At 37.6% G+C, this 16,589-nt stretch carries 13 protein-coding genes; 4 read left to right on the top strand and 9 right to left on the bottom strand.

All coding sequences use genetic code 11. The features are described from left to right. The first annotated feature begins 387 nt into the window (after window positions 1-387). Window positions 388-1,443: a M14 family metallopeptidase gene (locus tag R2Q16_RS06185; protein ID WP_316735833.1), complete on the top strand. Its 1,056-nt coding sequence runs from the start codon at window positions 388-390 to the stop codon at window positions 1,441-1,443. A 244-nt stretch (window positions 1,444-1,687) separates the two neighbouring features. Here R2Q16_RS06185 and R2Q16_RS06180 read toward each other — a convergent pair whose 3' ends face one another. Together R2Q16_RS06180 and R2Q16_RS06175 are read right to left on the bottom strand one after the other, a co-directional pair. Continuing rightward, complete coding sequence (locus R2Q16_RS06180) at window positions 1,688-3,034, bottom strand: alpha/beta hydrolase (protein ID WP_316735831.1); 1,347 nt, start codon at window positions 3,032-3,034, stop codon at window positions 1,688-1,690. Window positions 3,035-3,204: 170 nt separating this feature from the next. Next, window positions 3,205-3,744 (bottom strand): hypothetical protein, encoded by a 540-nt coding sequence (locus R2Q16_RS06175; RefSeq protein ID WP_316735830.1) that lies wholly within the window; start codon window positions 3,742-3,744, stop codon window positions 3,205-3,207. Between the two features lie 107 nt (window positions 3,745-3,851). Between R2Q16_RS06175 and R2Q16_RS06170 the strand changes: the two genes are divergently transcribed. Beyond that, a complete protein-coding gene (locus R2Q16_RS06170; RefSeq protein ID WP_316735828.1) occupies window positions 3,852-4,334 on the top strand; it encodes a hypothetical protein in 483 nt (160 codons plus the stop codon). 279 nt (window positions 4,335-4,613) lie between these two features. Here the strand turns inward: R2Q16_RS06170 and R2Q16_RS06165 are convergent, their stop codons facing one another. Continuing rightward, complete coding sequence (locus R2Q16_RS06165) at window positions 4,614-5,294, bottom strand: DUF4142 domain-containing protein (protein WP_316735827.1); 681 nt, start codon at window positions 5,292-5,294, stop codon at window positions 4,614-4,616. 197 nt (window positions 5,295-5,491) lie between these two features. On the opposite strand from R2Q16_RS06165, the gene R2Q16_RS06160 reads away from it, so the two are divergent. Further along, window positions 5,492-5,998 (top strand): RNA polymerase sigma factor, encoded by a 507-nt coding sequence (locus R2Q16_RS06160; protein WP_316735826.1) that lies wholly within the window; start codon window positions 5,492-5,494, stop codon window positions 5,996-5,998. Between the two features lie 207 nt (window positions 5,999-6,205). Here R2Q16_RS06160 and R2Q16_RS06155 read toward each other — a convergent pair whose 3' ends face one another. Both R2Q16_RS06155 and R2Q16_RS06150 read right to left on the bottom strand, forming a co-directional pair. Then, window positions 6,206-7,027 (bottom strand): methyltransferase, TIGR04325 family, encoded by an 822-nt coding sequence (locus R2Q16_RS06155; protein ID WP_316735824.1) that lies wholly within the window; start codon window positions 7,025-7,027, stop codon window positions 6,206-6,208. Between the two features lie 179 nt (window positions 7,028-7,206). After that, window positions 7,207-8,112, bottom strand: a complete 906-nt coding sequence (locus tag R2Q16_RS06150; protein WP_316735823.1) for a hypothetical protein — start codon at window positions 8,110-8,112, stop codon at window positions 7,207-7,209. Window positions 8,113-8,366: 254 nt separating this feature from the next. On the opposite strand from R2Q16_RS06150, the gene R2Q16_RS06145 reads away from it, so the two are divergent. Continuing rightward, a complete protein-coding gene (locus R2Q16_RS06145; RefSeq protein ID WP_316735822.1) occupies window positions 8,367-8,906 on the top strand; it encodes a PDC sensor domain-containing protein in 540 nt (179 codons plus the stop codon). A gap of 9 nt (window positions 8,907-8,915) precedes the next feature. On the opposite strand, the gene R2Q16_RS06140 is transcribed toward R2Q16_RS06145, so the two are convergent. From R2Q16_RS06140 to R2Q16_RS06125, 4 genes are all read right to left on the bottom strand, one after another. Then, window positions 8,916-10,100, bottom strand: a complete 1,185-nt coding sequence (locus R2Q16_RS06140) for a glycoside hydrolase family 88 protein (protein WP_316735821.1) — start codon at window positions 10,098-10,100, stop codon at window positions 8,916-8,918. Window positions 10,101-10,103: 3 nt separating this feature from the next. Beyond that, complete coding sequence (locus tag R2Q16_RS06135; protein WP_316735819.1) at window positions 10,104-11,348, bottom strand: alginate lyase family protein; 1,245 nt, start codon at window positions 11,346-11,348, stop codon at window positions 10,104-10,106. A 154-nt stretch (window positions 11,349-11,502) separates the two neighbouring features. Beyond that, window positions 11,503-13,377 carry a RagB/SusD family nutrient uptake outer membrane protein gene (locus R2Q16_RS06130; protein ID WP_316735818.1) on the bottom strand — a complete coding sequence of 625 codons (1,875 nt, stop codon included), beginning with the start codon at window positions 13,375-13,377 and terminating at the stop codon, window positions 11,503-11,505. A 13-nt stretch (window positions 13,378-13,390) separates the two neighbouring features. After that, window positions 13,391-16,477 (bottom strand): SusC/RagA family TonB-linked outer membrane protein, encoded by a 3,087-nt coding sequence (locus R2Q16_RS06125; protein ID WP_316735817.1) that lies wholly within the window; start codon window positions 16,475-16,477, stop codon window positions 13,391-13,393. Window positions 16,478-16,589 lie beyond the last annotated feature (112 nt).

The following is a 16,589-nucleotide window of genomic DNA, read 5'->3' as shown; positions in this document are numbered from 1 at the left end:
GCTTCAGAAACACGGGTGTTTAAGACTGCTGTTCAAGATGTTAGTATTAACGCATCTTGAAATTAAGATAAGAGTGGATTTGCAATCCGGTTAGATATAATCCATTCTTAGTACAAGATAATTTCGTTTAGGATTAGAAATCCTAATTTATCATTAATCGACATGCTCTGCGGAAAATGACGAAGAGTATGTAAAAAAAGATTGCTTTCGCTCGCTCAAACCCGGCCTCGCAATGACGAGTTAATGCTAGGTTATATCATGCTGTTCAAGATGTTAGTATTAACGCATCCTGAACTTTGAAAATGCCACAATATTGCAATAATAATCATTAACATAAACGATCAGCAAGACATTTGATAATTTTGAGATTTCAAAAAACGAATCAAAATGCTAAAAATACTTTATTATAGCCTGCTACTTATCCTTCCATTTCAATTTGCACAAGCACAGTCCGATTACTTTTTCGAAGGCAAGGAAATCAAAGCAGGAACTATGCAGCATTTTCTGATTCCTATCGCATCAGATAAAGACTCCACCATCATTCCAATTACGATTTTCAATGGTGCTAAAAAAGGGAAAACACTTGGAATAACTGCTGGTGTTCACGGGTATGAATATGCCCCAATATTGGGTGCACAGCAATTAATCAGGTCGATAAACCCTAAAAATCTCGAAGGAGTTGTGATCCTTATACAAATTGCAAATTTCGAAAGTTTTAAAAGTAGATCACCATATATAAGTCCATTAGATAAAAAAAATCTTAACAGATCTTTTCCTGGTTCTTCTAACGGTACCATTACTGAAAGGGTGGCTGATTTCATCACGGACAAAGTTATTTCTAAATCAGATTATTTTCTCGACATGCATTCGGGCGATGCACCAGAAGACTTATTTTCTTATGGTGCTTATTACAGCAACAGCAATATGCCAGAAGTTTCCAAAGTTGGAAAAGAAATGGCCATTGCTTTGGGGTTTGAATACCTTGTGAATTTCAATACCGATGGAAAGAAATATATGGATAAAAACGAGCTAAGTCTTTATTGCACTGCCGAAGCTTTTAAAAGAGGAATTCCATCGATAGATATTGAATGCGGAAGATTAGGCATAGTAGAAAAAAGTGCTGTTGATAGCATTGAACAAGGGGTGCTCAATTTACTCGGCTTCTTAAATTTTTTGCCAGCCGAAAAAAAATCCTCCTCACCGAAAAAACCAAAGGAAATCGTCAACAGATCTTATCTGAGTTCAAATAATAATGGTTTTTTCTATCCTTTACAAAAAGCTGGTGATGTTGTGAAAAAAGGCACGCTACTTGGGTATACAACCAATTATTTCGGCAAGACCCTTGAGAAATTTTATGCGGAAGACAATGGTATCATATTGATGATTTTAAGTACCCCGCCTATTAACATGAGGGAAGATGTTGCCGTTATAGGCTTACTGTAGTTTTTTAATTAAATTGCTCTTCATTTAGAAGCACATATCGTTTAGGATTAGAATCCCAATTTATCATTAATCGACATGCTCTGCGGAACATGGCGAAGAGCGGTCATCATCGCCGAAAAAAGGTAAAAAAAGATTGCTTCAGCTCGCACAAACCCTGCCTCGCAATGACGAATAACGAATTTTTAGGTTATGATTTGCAGATGCATTTTAGCGATTTAAAGCTGCCAGTTTAATTCATCGCCTGCTATTCAAAAAACGATAATACCTTAGTGTTGAATTCAGCAGCTTTTTCGACAGGTACATAATGTGTTGCATCTTTAAATATAAAAAGCGAAGATTTGCTAATCTGATCTGCAATATACCTGGTGTGTTTTTCTAAAATCATGTCCTGCGCCCCGGCCATTACTAATACGGGTGATTTAATTTTGTTTAAATCTTCGGTTAAAATATGTGGTTCGGTTAAAAGCATTGCAAAAAGTTTTTCCTGATAAGCTGATTTTTCATCTGTTTTGGATTTGAGTTTTTTAATCCCTTGTTCAACTTCTTTAAGGGTTTTATCAGAAACGGCTAGGTTCGGGTTTGTGCAAGCCCCGGTAATGGCCAGTTTGTTTACATAATCAGGGTATTTTGAAGCCATAATTAATCCGGTATTTCCACCGTCGCTCCAACCTAAAATATTTGCTTTCGCGATATGCAAAGAGTCTAACAATGTTTTCATATCCTCTGCATATAAATCATAAGAAAGCGGCTCGGCGGTAGTATCGGTACTTTTGCCCTGCCCGCGTGTATCTACAGCAATTACTTTATACGATTTAGAAAACGCCTTAATTTGCTTCTTAAAAACGTGGATAGACTGGCTATTTCCGTGCAGCAATAACAAAGGTGTTCCATCGCCATAGTTTTCATAATACAGCTCGGCATCTCTAACTTTAACTTTGCCTGAAGCAGCCGCATGGTTACCATAATCAATCGGCTTGTAAGCGACAGGATTATAATCTGCCTTAACCTTTGCCTTGCTGATATCCACACCATCAAACAAAACCTGCACATCATCAATCCACATTTTACCCGGACCATACAATAAAGGGTACAGGTATATTGTAGCAGCCTCTTTTTGAAGTGGCAGCTTTAAGCTATATTGCTTCCAATCTGCTGTGCCGTGAATTCGCTTTGCCAACAGATTTGTAAATTGCAGCTTATCGTTATCTTCATCATCAATTCTTAGCGGGAAATTTACATGCCCCTTAACATTTTGCATTTTCAGGTAAAATTTTACTTCCACCTCTTTCCCTTCATATTTTAAAGGAATAATGAGATTAGACATACCTGAGCTTTCATCTACATCTTTTTTAAGATTCTCTATTAGTAGCGCATATTTGCCCGAATGTTTTTGATTTGAATCTACCGAAACCTTAAACCCACTTACTGTTGTTCCTATTTGCCAATCGGCCGGAGATTTATAAGCAATAGCCCCTCTTTCAAAGTCGAGGTTAAAATTACTTTTATCTACCTGCAATGCGGTTAGCGCTTGCTGACCGAAGGCGAAGATGGACCCACAAATGAGGATTGTTGCTAAAAAGAGCTGTTTCATGAGATATGATTAGAGATAATTGAAGATAAGGGATAATGTAAATACTATTTTTTAATTAACAATCTTTAACAACAATCGCCCATTTTGTAAATATCTATTGCTCATTCAGCATCAGCCACCCTACTGTATGGTAGATTATGTGTACTTCGGGATGGATATCGAAAATCCAATTATAAATAATGATTGGTAAATAAAATATCTGCAACAGATATCTCATAGCTGTATAACTCATTACAAGTGTTCAGCGAAAATTCTGGAACTACATATTTTAATACATTTCGTTCAAGCCAAATTGGTGCAAATGATGGGCCGCAAATGCTTTCATACACGCGGTCGCAAATTTTTGAATCACCCTTATCCATAAATTTAACATTATCATAAACATGCCTACCGTCCTTTAAATGATAGGCATGTTGGTATATGCTGAAATAGCCAAAAATGCTCACCTGGCAGATAAATCTTTGTACTTCATCAATTTCAATTAAATACCGAATGCATCTATCATGATTAAAAAATTGCGTCCAGTGTTCAACTTTAACCTCCGGAAAATTAGACTTCAAATCAGACATCAGTCTATTGCTTAGATTCGGGTGGGCACGTTCAAAATTTTCGATAAGGTGTTGTATGTTTTCTTCCGTTTTAATAGAGCCGCTATTGTAGAAATAATTTCTTTCGAAGTGATTTTCGATTATTTGATAAATGTCTTTCATTAAATTAACTTCTAGATAATGGCCGGTAATTTTAAGATTAAAAACCCTAATTTATTATTATTTTCGGCATGACTTGGGTAACATATCGAAAAGCGGATAGCAAACAGATGAAAAAACTTACTTTGATAACATTTTTATTAAGCCTTTTCTTTACACTTCAAACTTTTGGGCAAATTAGAGATGATAAAAGTCTGAACGATATCATTAGTAATAATATTACAGATACTTATAAAAAGCCTGTATCACAAAAAGTAGTTTTATTTTCTGTGTATTTATACATAAGCGAGAAGGGGCAATTAGATTCAATAAGTTATTCTGACGTTATTGGCGAAGTTCCTTTAGCACTAGTTATAAATAAAAAAAGGCTTAATGACCATTTGAAAAAAAGCAATCAATTATTTTCAAATAGTAAGAATTCTGTTATCATTCTGCCTTATATGATATGGTATTTAGATGATATTTCTGCGAAATACATCAATGAGCTATTGTCTGATTTTATGAACTTATTCCCATCTGCGGAAAATGTTGGCAAACGAAAAATTATTCTCAATAAGCCACATTCCATAGCTATCGCTGAACCTGAATATTAAGGGTCAACTTTCTATTGGTTTTAGTTTCTTCTAACGTAGATGGATTAGAAACCCTTGTCTATCATTATTTCAGCATGCTCTGCGGAACATATAGGAAAGCAAACCGTTAAGCAATTTTAAAAGATTTCTCCACAAGGTCGAAATGACATCGACAATCTGTCTCTCTGAGCTTGTCTAAGACCTCATTTTATTTAACGTCAGGCATTTGTTTGAGGGATTAAAAAATTCCAATTTATCAACACTTCGACATGCCCTGCGGCACATGGCAATTAGCGGGGTTCAATTTTGTTTATTCAGCCTTTCTAGTTTTTTAACCATCTGTTTAGCTTGGGGCAAATATTTATTTGAAAAACTTTTAATCTGCGCATCACCAGATGTTAATCCTTTTTCAAACAATTGCAATAGTTGGTTTTGAGTATTGAGGGCACTTTTAACATAAGCCATATCAAACTCAGTCCCTTTAAATGCTTTCAGGCGTGATACTTCTTCATTCGCCTCTACCCCATCAACAGCATTGGAATGCCCTTGTTTTTTCCCGCCAATTGCTTCGCCGCTGGCGGTCTGTATTCTCGATGTATCTCTCAAATTTTCAGGAGCTGCATCAACACGTCCGTCTGGTCTTTGTCCACCCTGTGGCATTGTTAAGGGTAAATTAATTTGTTTACTTTTCGCAAACGCTCTTAAAGCTTCAGTTAGTTGCATATGCCTTTTTAATAATTCGGCACTTAGGGTTTTAACATCTTTGCCATTGCCCTGTGTTGTAGCTAACCTCGCACTTAATAAACTTTGGTTGCTAAGTATGTATGTTTCCCGTATGAGCTGGCTATCGGATGCTGATAAGCTGTCTACAGGTTTAGCAACGACTGAAATTATTTCATTAGCATGAGCATCAGGTAAATTTAGTACGGCTAGCCATCCACTTAGAGCAACTGAACCAATCACAAGATATTTTTTCATCATCAGGTATTTTTATTAAACAACCCTGTAAATGACGATAAAGTTTTGGCTAATAGCGGTAGATTAACAAATTCATCCTAAATAAAATAACAAGTACAAATACATTGTTTCGTGTTAATACGCAATTTTAGAGTTAAATACCCTTAATTACAACAAATAGCGTGATGATTTGTCTCTATTATACCTTAAAAGACATATCCATGAATCAAAACGAATTTTCACTTGAAGTGAATAAAGCTGGTGATAAACTGTATGCTCATGCCCTAAAATTTACCAAAGATGAAGATGATGCAAAAGATTTGGTACAGGATACTTTAGTTAAGGCGATCCGTTTTAGCCATAAATTTGAAAGCAACACGAATTTGAAAAGCTGGTTGTATGTCATCATGCGCAACACTTTCGTAAATAATTATCGTAACAAAAAGCGTAAGGAGGTAATCATTACCACAGCTGAAGATATTACATATAACCACTTATTGAAAAGTGCCACCACAAATCAATCCATCACAAGTTTCGCACTCACAGATATTGGTAAAGCTTTAAATTCAATACCCGAATGTTACCGTGTTCCATTTACGCAATACTTTGAAGGTTATAAATATGAGGAAATTGCCGAAAGCTTAGATATTCCCCTTGGTACGGTTAAAACCCGAATCCATGAAGCCAGGGTGCGTTTAAAGAAATACCTGAAGGTGCACCGAAGTTAAATAATTAGATTTTTGTCAAACAAAAACATTTGTCCTTCAACTTCGCTTAGGATGACACTATTTTTTGTCTTCTTTTTAAGTGAATAATACTGCCCCAACCCATAATATTAACTTGAGGAAAAAGGTTGTCAGTCTGAGCCTGTCGAAGAATTTTCTTGCAGTCGAAAAATAAAAAACTTTTATCCTTCGACAAGCTCAGCATGATAATTACTTTTTCTTTAGAAAGAATCCTTTCCAATACATTCGTTTACCATCCTCACTTATCTCATCCTGATCGACAACGGCATTAAAATCGTAAACCAAGTCATATTTTTTGAGGTAGGGTGCAATAAATTCCTGTTCATTTAATAAATAGGTTGGATAAGTAGCTTTGTAAAGCCATTCAGGTACGGTTTGAACCACCAGTCGTTTAGCATCCTCTATAAATGAAACCCGGTCAATCAAAATGTAATCAAAATCATGAGATAAAACTTCTGTATTAAACTCATCCGTATCTGGCATATATTGATGAACACCTGAAAGCAGGAGTACGTTGTAATTTTGTTTTTCTACCGCTATTGATATTGTCGGCTCGAATGTTAAAACATTATCTTCAATAAATTCTTTACCACATTCTACAAAATGTTTTTGCTCAACAACTGTCCATTTCAATTTATCCAAATGTGATAATGGGCTTCTATTTTGAAAATATGAAGTGCCTAGAGAACCACCAAAGTCCAAAACATTTAATGTATTTCCGTTTTCAATGGCTATGTGCTGAAGTGCACCTAACAATGGCCATGAATATTCTACATTATCTTGGGTCATGGAATCACGTTCGTAAGCAACTTCACCGTTTTTCACCCTCAGAATAGACTGCTTTACTTTTTCCAAAATGTTGGCAGCATCATAGCCACCACTATTCTGCTTTGCATCTTCCCAACTGTTATAATTTCCATTATATAATACAGGCGACTTAACATAACGCCTCTTGATGATTGCATCGGTTACAATCGGAGGTAGAATTTGTTTAACTAGAGCTTTAATCATCTGATTTTTAATTTATTATGAATATAACAAATTAAATCAAATCTAGTTTTTTGTATTTCTACGGAAATTTTAACAAATAAACATCTTGAAGTTGTATTAGTGTCTTCTATCCGCTACAGCTATTTGTCGTAAAAGCATTAGCATGATGTAATAAACTGCTCGTCAGTATTTTAGCGAAACTATTGAACTTTTGGAATAGCATATCGATAGATTAGCGAATTTTTCCCTTCGCTAATGCAGTAATAAGCCTTTCCATCTGGTGTGAAACCAACAGCCTCACCTTGTGGCTCCATCGTATACGGAAGTATTTTAGGTGCTCTCTTTAAGGTTTGTGCAATAGATTCTTTGCCATTTCGCAACCAATAATAAACCCCCGTATAAGTTTTAATGATGACCTGTTTTCCATCACGGGATATATCGCCAGAAACTACATATTTAAACAAACCTCTACCCGGAATAAAAAGATTGCCTTGTTTTTTCATGGTAATGGTATCCTTATTTTTGAATAACAGCGGGGCCGAATATATGCCAACGGTATCTTGTCGCTTAGATACGATGATGAGTTCTTTAGAAATCGGATCAACCATTAAGGTTTCGGCATCTTGCGGCCCGTTTGGATATTTGAGGTGTACAGCCTCACTTGCGATTTGCATTTTAGCAGATAAGTTGCCCGGCTCCGGGAAACGATATACCGTAATGTAAGGACGGTTAGCAGCATTGTCGCCAATATCACCAAGGTAAATGTATCTTTTATTGATTATAGGCCCAGGACCACCAGCAATATCTTCGCAATCCGTTACACTGGAATGCTTTTTCGAAGAAACGCCTTTAAAATATAATGTAGATAGCAAACTGCCTTTAGCATTGATGGCAAAAATCCGCGAGGTATCACCGCTATCATTGTGTACAAAAAACAGATTGTCTTTGGCATTGTACAGGCCGGATATTTCGCTAAGTTCGGCGGAGCTTACCTTGGGTGGTGTAGATTGCGCAGATGCATATTGGCAAATGCTTAGCATCAAAAAAGTAAAAAGTCCAATACGTGTTGAAGAAAATGTTTTCAATCTATTGCTGTTAAGGCTCATGGAGTTATAGGGTTTGATATATCCGAGAGCGAATTTGAACATCCTTTTCGGAACTATCAAGTTGATTGAACCAAAAAACAAAAAAACTAATTATTTTACCGGCCATTTAGTGTATTCCAAGTGCATATAAATAGACATGCAAAAAGGGTTATCCTTCGCGACAGCTGTGTACTGGTTTTATTATTTTTTAATTTTAAAAACAAATTGCATGATTTTAATATTTTTAGCATAAAAATAATTCCCTCTTTATAAAAATGAATGATAATCACGCTCAAACATCTAGAAAAGCACTAATTATTACAATTTTGAGTGCAGTAATACTAATCAGCAGTCTTTGGGTTTATAAAGAAATTGAAACCAATAGCCTTATAAGAGAAAACAATCTTAAAAATAAAAGACTAAGCGCACGCATATCCGCCCAGGTTGACTCCACTTTAAAGCAACAACTAATTGTCATGTCTAAACCTTTGGTATGGGCTGTTCGTTCAAAAATGATTGATAAAGACATGAACCGCGTTAATGAATACCTAAGCCAATTAGTTGAAGAGCAAAATTTCGAAGAAATCTCCATCATCGACCCAAAAGGACGCATTATTGCTTCAACTGATGAGCGAGAAATGGGTAATAATTACTCAACGTTTTACAACAAGGCTTTTTTGAATGTAAATAATCCACACATAAACCTATTTAGAGGTGATCATATCATTTTAACAACACCAATATTCGGCACAAATACCAAGCTTGGTACACTGTCATTTAAATATACGCTACCTAAAATAAGTACAGTTCAATAATATTCTAAATCACCCTTTATTTTTACTTCTCAGCAAGGCTTCCAGATAGTAATAATCTGCGTAATTAATCGGCACATCTATTTCAGATTTTGCCGGGCGATGCCCAGTGCTGTGTTTCAATATAAAACCATAGTTTTCTCCAGGTTTATTAATGTAGTTAGTTGATAAACTTTGGAGGATTTTATCGGCTGCAGCACGATATTTTTTTGCATTAACATTACTGTAGTCTGCAAGTTCGTAAAGTGCCGAGGCCGTTATTGCCGCAGCCGATGCATCTCTGGAAACATTTGGAATAAGCGGATCGTTATAATCCCAATAGGGTACCCCATCTTTAGGTGTTATTTTGGAACTCAGGATAAAGTTTGCAATGCCATCGGCCTGTTTTAAGTACTCTTGCTTTTTAGTTTCCCGATAACACATGGTGTAGCCATAGAGCGCCCAAGCTTGCCCTCTTGCCCAGGCCGATTCATTTGCGTAGCCCTGTGCAGTAACTTTCTGCAACACCTTCCCATATTGATTCGTATCATAATCAATAACGTGATAAGAACTATAATCCGGGCGGAAATGGTTTTTAATTGTATTATCGGCATGAGTAATTGCAATTTTATAAAAAGAAGAATCACGCGTAAATTTTGTGGCTTCAAATAGCAACTCGAGATTCATCATGTTATCTATAATTACCGGGTATTTCCATTTATCTCCATTATGATCCCATGATTTTATTACACCTGCAGTTTGGTTAAATCTTGTACAAAGCGATTTTGCAGTCTGAATAATTACACTTTTGTAAGCAGTATCTTTAGTGATTTTGTAACCATTACCGAAAGGGCAATAAACCATGAAACCTAAATCGTGCGTACCCCGGTTAAATTGTTCGTTCCTGATGTCTTCAGTATATTTTTTTGCCAGCTTAAGCCATTTTTCATCTTTAGAATAGGCATACAAATACCAAAGTTCAGCAGCGAAAAAGCCACTCGTCCAATCTTTGGAGCCAACCATTTTAAATTCACCATTTTCTACTGTACGCGGCGATACTAAATTTGGTTTGATTTTTCGGGCAGAATCTACGTTTTTAACCAGTATATCCATTTGTTTTTCTGCCGAAGAAATCGCTTTTTTCACATTATTTTTTTGCGCCTGTACAATTAGGCCACTCAGCATTAACAGTGCTAATATTTTAATTTTTTGTTTCATAACTTATAACCAGATTAAAGGATTTCTAACAGGTAAATTTCTGATAATTTCTTCCACTTGAGGTTTATGTTCTAATTTTCTCCAGGTTTCCAGCCATGCTGATTCACTGTACGCATTTGCACCGAAAATAAGGAATGGTTGTGCTACAGGCCAATTATCCCAATACATTACATCGGGTTTTAGCGGCCATTTATTTTTATCTGCAATGTAGGGATAAAGAAAGGCAATCCCTTTATTAATGGATTTACCTTCCGGCGTTTCAAAATTCCATAAGTTTTCGTTTTTGTCGGAAAGGATTTGACAAAGCATGGTCATGGCATCAAGATTAAATATCGAATATCCATAGGGTTTTGTTCGAGCCATTTCCAGTGGGAAGCTCCCATCTATCGCCATTTGGTTTGGCAAAAGGTTATTTTTAAAATTACTTCTAATCGAATCGAGCATATTTTCATCTCCGCAGAGTTTTGCAAAAGATGCTACCTGCATTGCCCAACAGGTTGCATGGTTATTTTTAACATTTTTTTCCTGAATTCCAGGCTTTGAAGTATTTAACCATAAAATGTAATCGGCAAACCACTGTTTTACTTTCGCTAGCGTTGCAGCATCAAATGCTTTAGCTTGCTCCATTACCAAGGTTCCTTGGGCAACTTCCATCAGATGAATAGTATCTATAATTCCATAATTGCGTCCTGTAAAACGGCCCTTTACTGCCTGAGCATATAGTAAATTCGGATTCATAAGGGTTGCTGAGTTTACAAACCATGCGCTTAAATGCAATATGGCATGTTTAACAAAAGCTTCATTTCCTGTTAATACATAGGCAGACGAAAGTGCCCCAATAATTTTACTGAAACGAATCATGGCCTTTCTATGCGCCAGGAAATTATCAGGGTTGGTTAATCCATCCCGATTTATGTATGGACCATCTGGATTTTGTGGATCGGGCCAAAAGTAGTCTGCTTCTGAGAAAAAATCATGCTTACCTCCTGCACTTCTTGGCGAACTGTAAGCAGTAATGGTGATGGGTTTTTGCTGCATTGCCCAGGCGGCTTCTTCCAGGATATGCTTTTTTAATACTTCCCGAACTACCTTTTTTACATTAATATCAGTAACATGGTTTCTTTGTGATGAAAAACTATTTGCGCAAAGGAGAGTTAAAGCTGCCAGAAAACCAGTTATAGTTTTTTTTAGAGTAGCCATTCGCTTCAATTTAAATGGATGTCGGTTTACGCCTGCAAGTACTTTCATTAAGCTTGTGCTTTTGATAAAAGATAGACAAAATTTAACTGAAAAGCCATTTATAGCAATTCAATTAAAAGAGCAATCCCTTGCCCGAAGGGATTGCTTCTACAACTAAACATGGTTTTGCCTGAGAATTGGCAAGGCCATTTTCTTTAATTTTTTAAGGTAATTTATCCAGGGCCGGAACATTTTGTTCGTAACCCGAATAGCCTTTATTCTGATTTATCCTTCCCTCCGTATTGAACCTTTGGGCGCTTGCAGGAATTGGCCATAGTACATGGTAAGGTGCAATCTTATAATTTACACCTTGTAAGGTTGGCACCTGATTTTTATAAAAGTCGTTTTTCTCCATAATTCTATCGTACATAAAATTATTATCTGAGAAAGTTGCCAGACTATAACTTTTACCATTATAAGCGGCTTTTCCTGTTTGTGCAAAAATGTAGGCTATCCTGGTTAATTCCGTTTTACGAGGTTCTTCCCAGTATAATTCCCTGGCACGTTCATCTAAAATTGTTCCGATGGTAATTTGGCTGGCATTGGTTAATAAAGTTGCATTTGCCCTGGCCCTAACCACATTTAAATCAGCCATTGCAAGTCCTAAATCACCTTTCCAATAGTAAGCTTCGGCACGTAGCAAATAGGTTTCGGCTAAGCGGAATACATACCAATCGGTGTTAGTACCGCGTGGGGGTGTCCAATAGGGGTCGCTTGCCAATGCATTTGTCGAATTGATAAATACCTTGTAATGCGGCCAGCCGAACCAATGCCTGATGGTATCAAGTGCCCCATTGGTAAACCTTTGCGAAAGATTTGACGATGAATAAGCTTGTAATGGCTGTCCGTAAAGCGCTCTATCTGCTGCATTTGTAGATGTTTTAAGTGCCGGATTGTTGTAAACCAAATCAGTCATATCCATCCACATGCCTTTGGCGTGCCGATAATCTGTATTATCTGTCCAAATGTACTTAGTTGAGTATGGCGTACCTCTGTAACGACCAATCCCTCTGCCATACATTCTGGTTAATGGAATTTCGGCAGTTACGGCATCCACAATCGCGGTTGCGCCAGATGGCGTTTTAACATTCGCAAAGTGCCAGGCTGGAACGGTGTTTCTCATTAATTGCGAACCAAGTGCAGTAAACCCGACAAAATTCTCTCTATCGATAACCAAAAACAGAGCTTCGCGGTTAGCTGAGATGGCTTTATTATCCATACGGTGTAAATCCCAAACCACATTTTTAGTCGCATCAGCTGCCGTACTTCCAAAACGACTGGTCATAATGCCGTATTTACCGCAGTTGATAACATTGTTTGCTGATGTTATGGCGTCATCGAAATTTCCAAGTGCAAGGTTAACCTTAGTTAACAAATGGCTAACTGCACCTTTACTTACATCACCCTTATTTCCACCATCGGTTACCCACGTTTGTGCAAATTCCAAATCGGTTTTAAGTTTTGCGAGGATAACTTCCCTTTTGGTTGAATAGAAATCCGCCTTTGGCGAATCCAAATCTTTTAGCAATAATGGCACATCTCCAAATTGATGAACCAATCTGTAATAGTTGTATGCTCTGTAAAATAATGCAGAACCCAGAATGAGATTTTTCTCTGCTTCTGATGAATAGGTGGGTTTATCAATATTTGATATAATGGTATTCGCCTGCCTTACCGCAATAAATTCATTATCCCAATACCATCCTATTTTATTAAAATCGTCGCTGTTCAGATTCGCATCAGGTGTAATTCTTGATACCAAATCCTGTGCAGGCGTATTTTTGTCTGTTGTACCTTCTACGGCAACATCCGAGAAAATGGATTCGGTAAGCATGGGTGCCGAATCTCCAAAAAATTCTCTCCTTGTAGCCAAGCCTAACCCGTTTAAGGCCGCTTTCATGGCGACTAAACTATTTAAGTTTTCTGGTGCATAGGCTGATAACTGCTCAGAATCTAAATAGGTTTTCTTACAACCTGCAGCAGCCATTAATGCGATAAAGCCCAGGAATACAATTATATTTTGATTTAATTTTTTCATTTTCATAGCACTTTTATAAAGTAACGTTAAGGCCTAAAGTGTAAAATCTTGGCGTTGGCCCGTTATTTTGTGGGTCCCAGAAAGTCCATTGCGGTGCGTAGTAACCTGCATTGGTTACGTTTGCATAGATTTTCGCTGTTTTTACCCTCAGTTTAGTCAGCAAGTTTTGTGGAACCGAATAAGATAACGCCACCGTATTCAGGCGGATAAAAGAGTTATCCCAATACACATTATAACTTGCTCCACTTGAACCAGAATTCAGCCTTGCATAATCATTAATTGGGTTCGAAGGTGTCCAATATGGTAAAACATATGAAGATGCCCTTGCAAAGCCAACACTGCCCGGCTGGTTTTTAGCCTGATTGTATTGCTTTAGCTGACCCCAATTAGAAAGCAATTGAAAAGAGAAATCGAAGTTTTTAAAGATATTGAACTCATTTCTCATCGCAAGAAAATACCTCGGTGTGCGGTAACCAAGAAATTTCTTATCGGCATCCGAGTAATTATAATCACCGTTTACATCTTCCAATTTAAAATCGCCTGGCTTAATTGCTGCCCGGGTAAATTTCGCAGCTTCGCTCATTTCATTAGCTTGCCAAACCCCCTGTACATTATAATCCCAGATAATGTCGATGTCCTTACCAATGAACCAGCCATTTCCAGGGTCGTCAGTGGGAAGCGCTAATGCAATGATTTTATTTCTGTTAAATGAAACGTTGAAGTTGGTTGTCCACTTAATATTTCCTGCTGTTAAATTTTTGGTGGTTAGGTTAAACTCACCTCCTTTATTATCTATACGGGCAAGGTTTGAATAAACCGTAGAATAACCACTTACGTTTGGAAGCGTTTGCCGCACCAACAAGTCACTTGTTTTCTTGGTGAAACCATCAATAGAGCCAGTAATTCTATCATTAAAAAGAGAGAAATCCAATCCAAAGTTCAAGGCTGTTGTTTCTTCCCATTTTAAATTTGAATTGGCCATTTTACTGCCAATCTGTACGGTATTCACATCAGAAGCGACACCTCCGTGTGTTACCGTTTGATATTTACCACTTGCAAGCTGAGCAAGTGCTGCGTAAGGGTCGACAGTTCCATTATCTGGATTTCTTAAATCGCGGTTACCATTTATACCATAAGATAAACGTAGTTTTCCGTAGTTAAGCCATTTCTGGTTTTTCATGAAAGATTCATCCGTAAATACCCAAGCTAATGCTGCTGCAGGAAAAGTTGCCCGCTTGAAATTAAAGCCAAATACTGAATAGCCATCGCGACGAACCGAAAGCGTTAGGATGTAGCGTTGCAAAAGTGAATAGTTTAATCTCGCCATTAAGGCATCGCCAGTGTAAACCTTATCTTCACTGCTTGTTGTGGGTTTAATACCACTTGCAAGATTGTGATAGCTTAATACATCACCTGGCACAAATCCTTCATTTGCGGCTTGAGTCCACCAGGTTTGATATTTTTCTGCATTGGCAAGCAAAGTCACGTCAATATTGTGAATATTGGCAAATGTTTTATTCCACTTTAAGAGGTTATCAATCTGCCAGTTGTAGCGGGTTTCGTTAGAACGACTTGCTGAACCGCCTGGTGTAACTACATCAGGGTTACGGGATGATTTATAATCGAAAGTTCTGTAAAAATCCAAACCCGGACTAAAATTGAGTTGATAGGTAATTCCAAAAGGCAATTTCAATTTACCGTAGAGGCTGGCAAAAATGGTATTTTGCTTGTTCATACGTTCATTATAAGTCGTAGAAAGAAATGGATTTCTGGCATTCAGGCCACTGTCATCCGTTGGGATTCTTCTAAGCTCACCATTGGGTAGGTATCTATCGCCGTAAGGAGATAAATTAGTTAATTGATTCCAATCTGCCTCCAAACTATTGTCGCCAGTGCGGGCTTCATCCCTATCTGCGAATTGTAAGTTCAAACCTACCGTTAAGAATTTCGCGGCTTCTGCTTCAAGATTAACCCTTCCGCGGATGGCTGTATATTCTCCCCCTTCTATCAGGTTTTGATTTTTCTGGTAGTTTAAAGACAAGTAATAATTCACTTCTTGCTTGCGCCCGCTTAAACTTAATGTATGATCCTGACGGAAACCTTTTCTGAAAATATCATCATACCAGTTTTCGGTTTTGCCAGCTAAATAATTTGCCTTTTCGTTTGCTACTAAACCTAGTCTGTTTAACCAAAGGTCTACCGGGTCGCCGGTCTGTCCGTTTAGCCATTGTGTTATGGTAACGCCTGATGGCAGATTTCTTGGGTCGTTGTACAGGTATTCAGGTGTTATTGCCCCGCTTCTCATTACATCTGCCCTCCAGTTTAAAAAATCTTCACCTTGATAAGGGCGCATGTTCTTAGCCAGTTCGGCAAAGCCTGCATTTGTATTAATTGTTATGGTTGGCGAATCGCCCCTACCTTTTTTGGTGGTTACTGCAATTACGCCTGTTGCCGCTTTCGCTCCATAAACAGCCAGCGAACTGGCATCTTTCAATACATCAACGGATTCAATATCGTTTGGGTTGATATCAGCCAGTTGTCCATTGTAAATAACACCATCTAAAACAATAAGCGGCGAACTACCGGCAGAAAGCGTAGATTTACCACGCACCAGAAAATCTCCTCCGCCTTTGGCGCTCGAGCTTAAACCAACAGATAATCCGGGTACATTTCCCCTTAATACATCCGATAAACTCTGAGGGTTTTCGTTTTCCAGTTGGGTAGCTTTAACACTTGAGATGGCTCCTGTTGCATCTCTTTTGGTGGTTGTTCCATAACCGATTACCACAACATCAGTTAAATCTTTAGATTCTTCTGCAAGCGTAATGTTCAATGTTGTTCGTCCGTTAACCTGAATTTCCTGCTTCGCGTAACCAACAGCGGTAAAGATTAATGTTGCTTGCGGAGTTGCGCTGATGGAGTATTCTCCCTCCCCTCCGGAGGATACACCCGACGATGCATTTTTAACTTTTACGGAAACACCGGGTATGGCGGCTCCTGATTTGTCTTTAATGGTTCCCTTTATGTTTAATTGCTGAGCATTGGCCAGCGAAAACATAAAACAAACCAGACTAAAAATTAGCGTAATTTGTTTTCTCATATTATTTGGTTTAGAAATTATAGGCACAAACCTATTCTATTTGTAAATAAATAACAAGAAAAATAAATCATAACTATCTATAAAACAGACAGTTATATTTAAATTCAATACG

The organism is Pedobacter aquatilis, assembly GCF_032678425.1.
GTDB lineage: Bacteria > Bacteroidota > Bacteroidia > Sphingobacteriales > Sphingobacteriaceae > Pedobacter > Pedobacter aquatilis_B.
Note: the sequence above shows the minus strand (reverse complement) of the source record. Positions and strands in the feature narration are given on the sequence as shown.

Excerpts from the sequence above, each read along its gene's own strand:
- R2Q16_RS06185 (WP_316735833.1), top strand. The coding sequence starts at position 388 with ATGCTAAAAATACTTTATTATAGCCTGCTACTTATCCTTCCATTTCAA.
- R2Q16_RS06180 (WP_316735831.1), bottom strand. The coding sequence starts at position 3,034 with ATGAAACAGCTCTTTTTAGCAACAATCCTCATTTGTGGGTCCATCTTC.
- R2Q16_RS06175 (WP_316735830.1), bottom strand. The coding sequence starts at position 3,744 with ATGAAAGACATTTATCAAATAATCGAAAATCACTTCGAAAGAAATTAT.
- R2Q16_RS06170 (WP_316735828.1), top strand. The coding sequence starts at position 3,852 with ATGAAAAAACTTACTTTGATAACATTTTTATTAAGCCTTTTCTTTACA.
- R2Q16_RS06165 (WP_316735827.1), bottom strand. The coding sequence starts at position 5,294 with ATGATGAAAAAATATCTTGTGATTGGTTCAGTTGCTCTAAGTGGATGG.
- R2Q16_RS06160 (WP_316735826.1), top strand. The coding sequence starts at position 5,492 with ATGAATCAAAACGAATTTTCACTTGAAGTGAATAAAGCTGGTGATAAA.
- R2Q16_RS06155 (WP_316735824.1), bottom strand. The coding sequence starts at position 7,027 with ATGATTAAAGCTCTAGTTAAACAAATTCTACCTCCGATTGTAACCGAT.
- R2Q16_RS06150 (WP_316735823.1), bottom strand. The coding sequence starts at position 8,112 with ATGAGCCTTAACAGCAATAGATTGAAAACATTTTCTTCAACACGTATT.
- R2Q16_RS06145 (WP_316735822.1), top strand. The coding sequence starts at position 8,367 with ATGAATGATAATCACGCTCAAACATCTAGAAAAGCACTAATTATTACA.
- R2Q16_RS06140 (WP_316735821.1), bottom strand. The coding sequence starts at position 10,100 with ATGAAACAAAAAATTAAAATATTAGCACTGTTAATGCTGAGTGGCCTA.
- R2Q16_RS06135 (WP_316735819.1), bottom strand. The coding sequence starts at position 11,348 with ATGAAAGTACTTGCAGGCGTAAACCGACATCCATTTAAATTGAAGCGA.
- R2Q16_RS06130 (WP_316735818.1), bottom strand. The coding sequence starts at position 13,377 with ATGAAAAAATTAAATCAAAATATAATTGTATTCCTGGGCTTTATCGCA.
- R2Q16_RS06125 (WP_316735817.1), bottom strand. The coding sequence starts at position 16,477 with ATGAGAAAACAAATTACGCTAATTTTTAGTCTGGTTTGTTTTATGTTT.